We start from the raw sequence: 9,219 nt of genomic DNA on the forward strand, positions 1-9,219 counted from the left end.
CACCCGAGAGGAACCCGCCGATGGTCACCCGCCAGCTGCCCAAGCCCGCCGAGCTGCTCGAGCTCCTGCAGTTCAAGAAGCCCGAATTCGACGGGCGCAAGCGCCGCCTGGCCGCGGCGCTCACCATCGACGACCTGCGTTCGATCGCCAAGCGGCGCACGCCCAAGGCGGCCTTCGACTACACCGACGGGGGCGCCGAAGGGGAGCTGTCGCTCACGCGCGCACGCCAGGCGTTCCAGGACGTCGAGTTCCACCCGGGCATCCTGAAGCCCGCTCCGGACGTCGACACCAGGGTGGACATCCTCGGCGGGCCGTCCGCCCTGCCGTTCGGCATCGCGCCCACGGGTTTCACCCGTCTGATGCAGACCGAGGGCGAGGTCGCCGGTGCCGGCGCGGCCGCCGCCGCCGGCATCCCGTTCACCCTGTCCACCCTCGGCACCACGTCCATCGAAGGCGTGCGTGACGTCACACGTCGGGAGCCGCAGGGGCCCGTCCCCGGTCGCAACTGGTTCCAGCTGTACGTCATGCGCGATCGCGAGATCTCCTACGAGCTCACGCGCCGCGCCGCCGCCGCCGGATTCGACACCCTGCACTTCACCGTCGACACCCCCGTGGCGGGCGCGCGGCTGCGCGACAAGCGCAACGGGTTCAGCATCCCCCCGCAGCTCACGCTCGGCACGATCATCAACGCCATCCCGCGGCCCTGGTGGTGGTTCGACTTCCTCACCACGCCGAAACTCGAGTTCGCCTCACTGAGCAGCACCGGCGGAACCGTCGGCGAGCTGCTGGACGCGGCCATGGACCCCACCATCAGCTATGACGATCTCGCCGTGATCCGCGACCTGTGGCCGGGCAAGATCGTGATCAAGGGCGTGCAGAACGTCGAGGACTCTCTGCGTCTGCGCGACGCCGGCGTCGACGGCATCGTGCTGTCGAACCACGGGGGCCGTCAGCTCGACCGGGCACCCATCCCGTTCCACCTGCTGCCCGACGTCCGCAAGGCCGTCGGCGACGACTTCACGGTCATGATCGACACCGGGATCATGAACGGCGCGGACATCGTGGCCTCCGTCGCGCTCGGCGCGGATTTCACCCTCATCGGTCGCGCATACCTGTACGGACTGATGGCGGGCGGGCGAGCAGGCGTCAACCGCACCATCGAGATTCTGCGCGGCGAGATCGAGCGCACCATGCGGCTGCTGGGCGTCTCGACCCTGGCCGAACTCGAGCCCAAGCACGTCACCCAGCTGGCGCGGCTCGCGCCGATCCCGCGCTGACGCCTGCGCTCAGCGCGCGGCGGGGGAGGGAAGGGCGGCGATCAGGGCATCCAGCTTGTCGGCGGTGTCCTGCCAGCCGTCGACGGCGATCGAGCGCACGCCGATGGCCTGCACCGGATAGTCGTTGCCGCCCTCGTCGAGCCTGTCGCCGTAGAAGAGCATCTCGTCGAGACGGATGCCGGTGTGCTCGACGAGCTTCTGCATGCCGTACGCCTTGTCGATGCCGGCGCGAGTGATGTCGATCGACGTCGACCCTCCCGACCGCACCTCGAGGCCCGGAAGCCGTGGAGCGACGGCGTCACGCAACGCGGCTCGACGCTCTCCGGTGGGGTCCCAGGCGTGCTTGGCGTCTCGCGGGGCGCGCTGACCGAGTGCGGAGAAGGTGATCTGCGAGCCGCGGTCCTCGAGGATGTCGCCCCACGGCTCCGCCTCCCACAGGCCCAGCTGCTCGGCCTCTTCCCGCAGCGCCGTGAGCGCGGCCGTCTTCTCGTCCTCGCTCAGGTCGTGCGCGTACACGGCGGCGAACGCGGTGCCGTCGTGGCGGAGGTAGCGGGTGCCGCAGGTGGGCAGCAGGTGCAGCCGAGAGCTCTCGTCGGCAGTCAGGCCGTCGAGGCGGCCGATGACCTGCGTGCGGAACTGCTGCTCGTTGCCGCCGGAGATGATCGCGACCTCCACCCGCCGCAGCAGCTCGCGAAGCAGGTGGGCGATGCGGTCATCGATCTCGCCCTTGGAGGGCGCGAGGGTGTCGTCGAGGTCGAAGGCGACCAGGCGGGGGTGCGTCATGATGATCCAGCCTATTGGGGTTGACTGCGGTTCTCCTGCTGTCTCGCGCATCCACGGACATCGGCGGCATTGCAGAAAGGGACCCGCCTCCGGCGGATCCCTTTCGCATGCTGTCGGGGTGACAGGATTTGAACCTGCGGCCTCTTCGTCCCGAACGAAGCGCGCTACCAAGCTGCGCCACACCCCGTGATTGCAACCGTTCAAGTCTACATGGCGCGCGGCGCGAGCACGAATCGCGCGCCGCGTCCGGGCGCGTCAGGATCGCGCGGTCAGCGTCAGCAGCGTCGCCTCCGGGCGACAGGCGAACCGGACCGGCGCGTAGATCGAATGACCGCAGCCGGCCGAGACGTTCAGCGGCACCGAGCGGCCACGGTGCGACCAGCTGCTCAGGCCCTTCGCCTGCCTCAGCGGGATGTCGCAGTTGGCGACCAGCGCGCCGAAGCCGGGAATGCAAACCTGCCCGCCGTGGGTGTGACCGGCGAAGAGCGCGTCCGCATCCAGATCGACGAACGAGTCCAGCACACGCCGGTACGGCGCGTGGGCCACGGCGATGCGAGACCCGCCGGCGGGTCTCGCATCGAGCGATGCGATCGCGGAGGTGAGCGCGTCGAAGTCGTCCCAGCCGCGGTGCGGGTCATCGACGCCGACGAAATCGATGCTGGTGCCGGCGACGTCCATCCGCGCGGCCGAGTTGTTCAGATCGGCCCACCCGAGCTCGTCGGTGAAGAACGCGTCCATCGCCGCGGTGTCGAGCAGCTCAGGCGCTCGGTGTACGCGGGAGGGGCCGCGGAAGTAGTTCAGTGGATTCCGTGGCGCGGGGGCCTGCACGTCGTTCGACCCGTGCACGAAGACGCCGGGGATGCCCGCGAACGGGGCGAGTGCCCGACGGATGCCGTCGAGGCCCTCCCGATGCCCGAGGTTGTCGCCCGTGTTCACGATCAGGTCGGGTTCGAGCTCGACGAGCGACGCGAGCCACTGCTGCTTGCGTCGCTGCCACGGCGCCATGTGCGCGTCGGAGATGTGCAGCACGCGCACCGGCGCGCTGCCCGGAACCAGAGCGGCGACGGTGGCCTCGCGCACCGTGAACAGGTAGCGCTCGATGCCGATTCCCCAGACCGCAGCGCCGACGCCGACGGCCCCCACCGCGCCGAGCGCGATGAGGGCCGGGTGCGCGGCGACCCGACGGGTCACCCGTCACCCGCGCACGTGAGCGTGACCACGGTGCCGGCTGGGGCGGCGGTGTCGGCAGCCGGATCCTGGCCGGTCACGGTCGACCCGTTCTTGCATCCCTCGCCAGAGACCCCGAAACCGGCGCCTTCGAGCGCAGGTTTGGCCTGGTTGAACTTCGCGCCGGTGACGTTCGGCACCGTCGCCTGCGCGGCAGGGCTGTTGCCCGTGCTCGGACGCAGCGTGACGGTGGTGCCGCTGGCGACACGTCCGGGGCCGGGCGTCTGCTCTGCGACCAGCCCCGCGCCGACCTCGCTGTCGATGGGATCTCCGACCTGCACGGTGAAGCCCGCGGCGTCGATGATCTGGGTGGCCTCCTCCACCGACTTCCCGACCACATTCGGCAGCTCCTTGGGCACGGTGCGCGTGAGGCCGCGGTCGGGCTCGGGGAACCGGTCTCCGCCGTACGCCGCGTTCGCAGCGCGCTGGAGGTCTCTCGCCAGTGGGTAGCGGATGTCGTTCAGCCGCGTGCCCTTCCACGAATACCGCTTCAGGTCCTGATCGCCGCTGATGTTGCCCACCCACACCGCGGTCGTCACCTTCGTGCTCGACTCGACGAGCATGGTGTGCTCCTTCTCGGCGGTACCGGTCTTGCCGATCACCTGAACACCATCATTGGGATTGGCGCCAGCACCGGTGCCGCCTTCCATGACGCCTCGCAGGGCGTATGCGGCGGTCGCCGCCACCTCCGGGGAGATCACCTGGGTGCAACTGGTCTTCGGCACCTCGAGTTCCTTGCCGTCCTGCGCGACGATCTTGTCGATGACGCGGGGCTCGCAGAAGATGCCCTTGTTCGCCACCGTGGCGTATGCGCCCGCCATCTGGATGGGGGGAATCGACTTCGAGCCGAGGACGGTGGGGAAGGGGTCGTTCGCGTCGGTGCGGACGCCGTCCTTCTCGGAGTCCTTGAGCACTTCGCCGGCGAGTCCGTAGGTGGTCACGTCGCCGCCGTCGCCCCAGTGCACACCGAGACGCTTCGCCATCTTGTTGATGTCGCACAGGTCGAGCTTCTGGGCCATCGCCAGATAACCCGTGTTCAGCGACGACGAAGTGAAGCGGCGCACCGTGTTGACCGAGCCGCGCCCCTGGCCGAAGTTGCCGATGACGTCTCGCTGCGTGTAGGTCCCTCCGCACTGCGGGAACTTGCCGAAGTTGCGCTCCCGGCCGTCGAGCACGTCGTTGACGGAGTTGCCCTTCTCGAGCCACTCGAGCAGAGTGAACAGCTTGTAAGTCGAGCCGGGTCCGAACCCGGCCCCGCCGCCGTGCTTGCGGTCTGCGGCGAACACCTGCGCGGAGACGCCAGGGATGCCCTCGTCTGCGGCGGACTCGCTGAACCTGGTGTTCTGCACGATGGAGAGGATGCGTCCGGTGCCGGCTTCGATCGACACGCCGGCGCTGCCGAGGCGAATCCCGTCCATGGCTTCAGGGACCCTGGCACGGATCGCCTCATCGGCCGGACCCTGCACGCGCATGTCGAGTGAGGTGTAGACCTTCAGGCCGCCGCGGCGGAGCAGCTCGGAGCGCTCACGAGCGTCGGCGCCGAATGCCTCGTTACTCAAGATCTCGGACTTGACGTACTGGCAGAAGTACGCGTTCCCGTTCGCCGCAGTGCAGCCCTGCTCCGTCGGTTGAATGTTCGGCTCGATGGGCGCTGCGACGGCCTCGTCGTGCTGAGCCTGCGTGATCTTCCCGTCCGTGAGCATCCGGCCGAGGACGTAGTTACGACGAGTGGTGGTGGCGGCGAAACCGTCCTCGGCGGAGTTGCTGCCGGTCGTCTGGTCGATGCGGAAAGTGTTCGGGTTCTGCACGACACCGGCCAGCACGGCTGCCTGGCCGAGGGTGAGATCCTTCGCGCTGACACCGTAGTAGTAGTTCGCTGCCGCCTCGATGCCGTACACCTGACCACCGAAGTTCGCGATGTTCAGATAGCCCAGGAGGATGTCGTTCTTCGAGTAGTCCTTCTCGATCTGCACCGCGTAGCGCATCTCCTGCAGCTTGCGCTCGATGCCGTCTGCTCCCGTGGCGTTGGTGGCATCCGTGAAGCAGGCGCGAAGACGCTCGTCGTACTCCTCGTCCGAGCCCGCCTCATGGCGCGACGCGTCCTTTTCGCACTCCTGGATGAGCACGTTCTTCACGAACTGCTGGGTGATCGTGGAGGCGCCGCGCGACGAGGTGCCGCGAAGGTTCTCGACGACGGCTTTGACAGTGGCGCCGAGATTGACGCCGCCGTGCTCGTAGAAGTTCTTGTCTTCACTCGAGAGGATCGCGTCGTACAGCAGTGGCGACACCTGCTCGAACGTCACCGGCACCCGGTTCTGGTCGAAGAACTTCGCCATCTGGAACGGCTGGCCGTCGGCGCCGGTTCCGTAGAACTCGGTCGGCTCCATGGGAGCGCCGGGGGTGAGGCTGTTCGGCAGGTTGTCGAAGATCGTCAGCGCCTGCGACCCCGTCACTCCTGCAACGGCGATGGCGGGAGTGACGGCTGCGGTGACCAGAACCCCGGCGACTGCGCTCAGGCCCACCAGGCCGAGCAGACCGCCGAGCACACCAGACAGCGTGCGTTTCGTTTGAGGCATACGCTGATGTTAAGGGAATTCCCTGAATAAGAGCCTCGACGCTTCGGCATCCCGTGCCGTTCGTCGCCGACGCACAGGAGTGCCATGATCACGTGGGAGTATCTGACCACGCCGCTGCTGATCCACAACACGGCGGCGATCCTCAACAACTGGGGCAAGCAGGGCTGGGAGCTCGTGCAGGTCGTCCAGGGGCCGGAGGGTGGCCTCGTCGCCTACCTGAAGCGTCCCGTCACGCAGGATTCGACCGCCAACGCCGGCCTCGCCGCCGCGGCCGAGGCATCCCGCCAGTTCGAGGGGGAGAGCCGATGAGCGTCTCCGCCCGCCTCGCTGAGCTCGGCCTCGAGCTGCCAGCCGTGGCCGCTCCCGTCGCCGCATACGTCCCGGCCGTCGTCCACAGCGGTCTCGTCTACACCTCCGGGCAGCTGCCGTTCGTCGACGGCGCGCTGCCGGCGACCGGGAAGGTCGGCGCCGAGGTCGAGGCGGCGGATGCCCAGGGCTACGCCCGCACGTGCGCGCTGAACGCGCTGGCCGCCGCCGCGCAGGCGGCCGGAGGTGTCGACCGGCTCGCCGGTGTGCTGCGCGTGGGCGGCTTCGTGGCATCCGACCCCACGTTCACCGGTCAGCCGGCCGTCGTCAACGGCGCCAGCGACGTGCTCGGCGAGATCTTCGGCGACGCAGGGCAGCACGCCCGCGCGGCCGTCGGGGTGGCGAGCCTGCCGCTCGACACCCCCGTCGAGGTCGAGGTCACCTTCATCCTCGCCTGAGCTGCCCCCTTGCCGCCGCTGCTCGCCTTAGCGAGGGGCTGGCGAAGATCAGAATCCCCGCCAAGATCAGCCCCGCCCCCACCCACGCCGCGGTGGTGGGGGAGTCTGCGCCGGTCGCCGCCAGGGCCGCGCGATCGACGTGGACGGGGGTGATGGCGCTGAATCCGGTCTCGGCGAAGTGCAGGATCAGGTGGTGGTCGCCGTCGGGTACGGCGCTCAGATCGAAGGCGTCGGCTGCGTCGCCCTCCCGCCATTGCACTGATCCGAGTGCTATAGGAGCGGACCGCATCGTCCCGATCACGCTCGAGCGGGTGCTTCGGACCTTCTCGACGAACGACGTCATTAGATCCACGCCCTCTGCCTGCCTGGTCATCAGCGGCTGCAGCCGCAGCATGTCCATCTGCTGGGAGTTGCGCGCGACGTCGAGCTGGGCGCGCAGTGCGGCCGCGGCTGCAGCTGCCTGAACCCGTCCGGCCGTGGGGTCGGGCTCGCCGTCCCTGTAGAGATCCTGGAAGGGGTGTGTCATCGACGCGCCACGCAGGGCAGCGGCAGCAGCGTCGAACCCGGCACGGGAGGGTGCGCGTCCATACGCTTCGAGAGCCGCGACCGCATCGACAGATGCGGCGATGGCTCGATTGCGTTCATGCACCTCGGAGAGCTGTGAGCCCAGCTGCTGCTCCTGCAACGACGACCGGGTGTCCTGCAGCATCAGCATGACGTTCTCCAGGTCTGTGGTGGCGATCACGGATCCGGTCTGCCGCAGGCCTGTCATCCGGTCAAGCAGGCTGTTCACGGGCGGGATCCCGTCCGCTCGGTCAGTGTCCTGCGCGAAGCCCAGAACCTGGCCGGCGTCGCTCATGAGTGCGACGGGGTCGCCGTTCGCGCGCTGAGCTGCGTCGATGACGGAGTCCAGCACGGTGTCGGGGGAGGTGCCCAGCGCGCTCGAGACGGGTCGGGAGAACAGCGGGATGCCGGGGTATACGTAGGCGGCCGCGTGCGTCGGAGCGGGAACGGGGACCGTCGGTGCGGGGGTGGGTGCAGGGGAAGGAGTCGGAGTGGGGGTCGGGGTCGGAGGCGGGGTCGGAGTAGGTATGGGTGTCGGAGCCGGCGTGGGCGTGGGAGCGACGCTGTCGGACACCAGTGCGAACTCTCGATCGACGTCGATTCCCGGCTGCGCTGCGGCGACGCGAAAGGGCGGGTTGGCGGGTTGCTCTGACGCCAGCACGAGCCCGGGCGGCGGGGTCAGCGCCAGCCTGTAATCGTCGTCGGCGGTGGCCGGGACCGCTCCGCTCGTGAACCTGCCGTCAGCGGCGAGAGGCACACGCTGCACCTCAACCTCTCCGCTGAGGATCGCGAGCGTCGATCCCTGCAGGTCGGCGACTGGTGCACCATCCGCCGTCGCGGAGACCGTTCCGGTGATGGTGGCGAAACTGCCCCAGAACGTGACCGAGACGGAGTCGCTATCGGGGGTGAATTCCGTCTGAGCCTCGGTGCGCTCGAGTTCTCCCCGTGCACCCGGCCACACGGCATCCGCCACGAAGGAGCGCTGATCGCCGTCGACGGTGGGGCTCGCCTCGATGTCGAGGGAGACGGTGCCATCGGCTCTCGTGGTGCCGGATGCGAGCACCGCTCCGTCGACGGAGGGCCCGCGCACAGTGACAGCGACGCCCGCGAGCGCCGCAGTGTCGGTGCCGTCGCTGATGGTCGCCTCGATGGTGATGGGAGTCGACACGGCGGACGCATACGCCACGGGCGGCAGGGCCGCGATGATCATGCCGGCGGCAATGGCGACGGCGCCCGACGTCCGCCCGAAGGGGGAGGAGGCGCTGCGCTGCGCAGTGCGGAGAGGATGCATCGCACCAGTATGGACTGAGTCCAAAGATAGATACAAGCCAAAATTTGCGGGCTACACTTGTGTCTTCCGGGAGGATGGGGATGAGCCGACTTCGTGAGGCCAAAATGCATGCGGCCAGACGGTTGATGGAGCAGGCCGCCGTCGATCTCGCCTACGAGGAGGGGATCGGTGCTGTCACCGTCGACCGCGTGTGCGCCACGGCGATGATGTCGCGCAGCACGTTCTTCAACTACTTCCCGTCTCTCGACCAGGCGATCTTCGGGGCGCCGCTGTCATACGACCCTGATCTCACCGCGCGCGTGCTGGCTCAGCATTCCCGAGACCTGGTCGTCGCAGCCTGCCTCATCGTGATGGAGTCGGTGCGTGGACAGGTCGACGACGAGCTGACGCGGAAGCGCTTCGCGCTGTTCATACGGGAACCGGGAACCACGAACGCCGTGTCCTGGACCAGTCACGAGAGCAGGCAGGGCCTCGAGAACGTCATCGCCGACTGGCTTCGTGAGCACCCCGAGTCGGCTCGACTCGCCGACGCGGATCCCGAGACCGAAGCCAGGATGACAGTGGGCTTCTCGATCGCGCTCGGCGACGAGGTTATGCGCCTCGTGGGCGATGAGGGCGGTGAGTTGCCGTTCGATGTCGCCCACTTCCGGACCGTGCGCGAGCGGATGGCCAGGATCAGCCTGCCCGACGGCTGAGCACGCTCAGTGCTCGCTCGGACGCGGCGAGACCCCCGGGGG

General features: G+C 68.6%; 8 protein-coding genes and 1 tRNA gene. 4 read left to right on the forward strand and 5 right to left on the reverse strand.

Annotation, left to right across the window (positions count from 1 at the left end):
• Positions 1-20 precede the first annotated feature (20 nt).
• Positions 21-1,277 carry an alpha-hydroxy acid oxidase gene (locus tag H9633_RS08845; protein WP_191712816.1) on the forward strand — a complete coding sequence of 419 codons (1,257 nt, stop codon included), beginning with the start codon at positions 21-23 and terminating at the stop codon, positions 1,275-1,277.
• 9 nt (positions 1,278-1,286) lie between these two features.
• Here H9633_RS08845 and H9633_RS08850 read toward each other — a convergent pair whose 3' ends face one another.
• From H9633_RS08850 to H9633_RS08865, 4 genes are all read right to left on the reverse strand, one after another.
• The gene (locus H9633_RS08850; RefSeq protein ID WP_191712817.1) at positions 1,287-2,060 is read right to left on the reverse strand and encodes an HAD-IIB family hydrolase; all 774 of its coding nucleotides are present in this window, start codon (positions 2,058-2,060) and stop codon (positions 1,287-1,289) included.
• 113 nt (positions 2,061-2,173) lie between these two features.
• A tRNA-Pro gene (locus H9633_RS08855) sits at positions 2,174-2,247 on the reverse strand.
• Between the two features lie 68 nt (positions 2,248-2,315).
• The gene (locus tag H9633_RS08860) at positions 2,316-3,251 is read right to left on the reverse strand and encodes a metallophosphoesterase (protein ID WP_191712818.1); all 936 of its coding nucleotides are present in this window, start codon (positions 3,249-3,251) and stop codon (positions 2,316-2,318) included.
• Positions 3,248-5,863 carry a transglycosylase domain-containing protein gene (locus tag H9633_RS08865; protein ID WP_191712819.1) on the reverse strand — a complete coding sequence of 872 codons (2,616 nt, stop codon included), beginning with the start codon at positions 5,861-5,863 and terminating at the stop codon, positions 3,248-3,250. Before H9633_RS08865 ends, H9633_RS08860 begins: the two co-directional genes overlap by 4 nt.
• Before the next feature lie 84 nt (positions 5,864-5,947).
• On the opposite strand from H9633_RS08865, the gene H9633_RS08870 reads away from it, so the two are divergent.
• Together H9633_RS08870 and H9633_RS08875 are read left to right on the forward strand one after the other, a co-directional pair.
• Positions 5,948-6,172 (forward strand): hypothetical protein, encoded by a 225-nt coding sequence (locus H9633_RS08870; RefSeq protein ID WP_191712820.1) that lies wholly within the window; start codon positions 5,948-5,950, stop codon positions 6,170-6,172.
• The gene (locus tag H9633_RS08875) at positions 6,169-6,627 is read left to right on the forward strand and encodes a RidA family protein (RefSeq protein WP_191712821.1); all 459 of its coding nucleotides are present in this window, start codon (positions 6,169-6,171) and stop codon (positions 6,625-6,627) included. Before H9633_RS08870 ends, H9633_RS08875 begins: the two co-directional genes overlap by 4 nt.
• Here the strand turns inward: H9633_RS08875 and H9633_RS08880 are convergent.
• The gene (locus H9633_RS08880; RefSeq protein WP_191712822.1) at positions 6,614-8,482 is read right to left on the reverse strand and encodes a hypothetical protein; all 1,869 of its coding nucleotides are present in this window, start codon (positions 8,480-8,482) and stop codon (positions 6,614-6,616) included. The genes H9633_RS08875 and H9633_RS08880 overlap by 14 nt on opposite strands.
• 80 nt (positions 8,483-8,562) lie before the next feature.
• Here H9633_RS08880 and H9633_RS08885 point away from each other — a divergent pair, with 80 nt between their 5' ends.
• Entirely contained in the window at positions 8,563-9,177 is a 615-nt protein-coding gene (locus H9633_RS08885; protein ID WP_191712823.1) for a TetR/AcrR family transcriptional regulator, read from the forward strand.
• Positions 9,178-9,219 lie beyond the last annotated feature (42 nt).

Source organism: Microbacterium commune, from assembly GCF_014836945.1.
In the GTDB taxonomy this organism is placed as follows: domain Bacteria; phylum Actinomycetota; class Actinomycetes; order Actinomycetales; family Microbacteriaceae; genus Microbacterium; species Microbacterium commune.

Bases quoted from the DNA above. Each gene is read 5' to 3' on its own strand.
- H9633_RS08850 (WP_191712817.1), bottom strand. From the start codon at position 2,060: ATGACGCACCCCCGCCTGGTCGCCTTCGACCTCGACGACACCCTCGCG.
- H9633_RS08845 (WP_191712816.1), top strand. From the start codon at position 21: ATGGTCACCCGCCAGCTGCCCAAGCCCGCCGAGCTGCTCGAGCTCCTG.
- H9633_RS08880 (WP_191712822.1), bottom strand. From the start codon at position 8,482: ATGCATCCTCTCCGCACTGCGCAGCGCAGCGCCTCCTCCCCCTTCGGG.
- H9633_RS08870 (WP_191712820.1), top strand. From the start codon at position 5,948: ATGATCACGTGGGAGTATCTGACCACGCCGCTGCTGATCCACAACACG.
- H9633_RS08885 (WP_191712823.1), top strand. From the start codon at position 8,563: ATGAGCCGACTTCGTGAGGCCAAAATGCATGCGGCCAGACGGTTGATG.
- H9633_RS08865 (WP_191712819.1), bottom strand. From the start codon at position 5,863: ATGCCTCAAACGAAACGCACGCTGTCTGGTGTGCTCGGCGGTCTGCTC.
- H9633_RS08875 (WP_191712821.1), top strand. From the start codon at position 6,169: ATGAGCGTCTCCGCCCGCCTCGCTGAGCTCGGCCTCGAGCTGCCAGCC.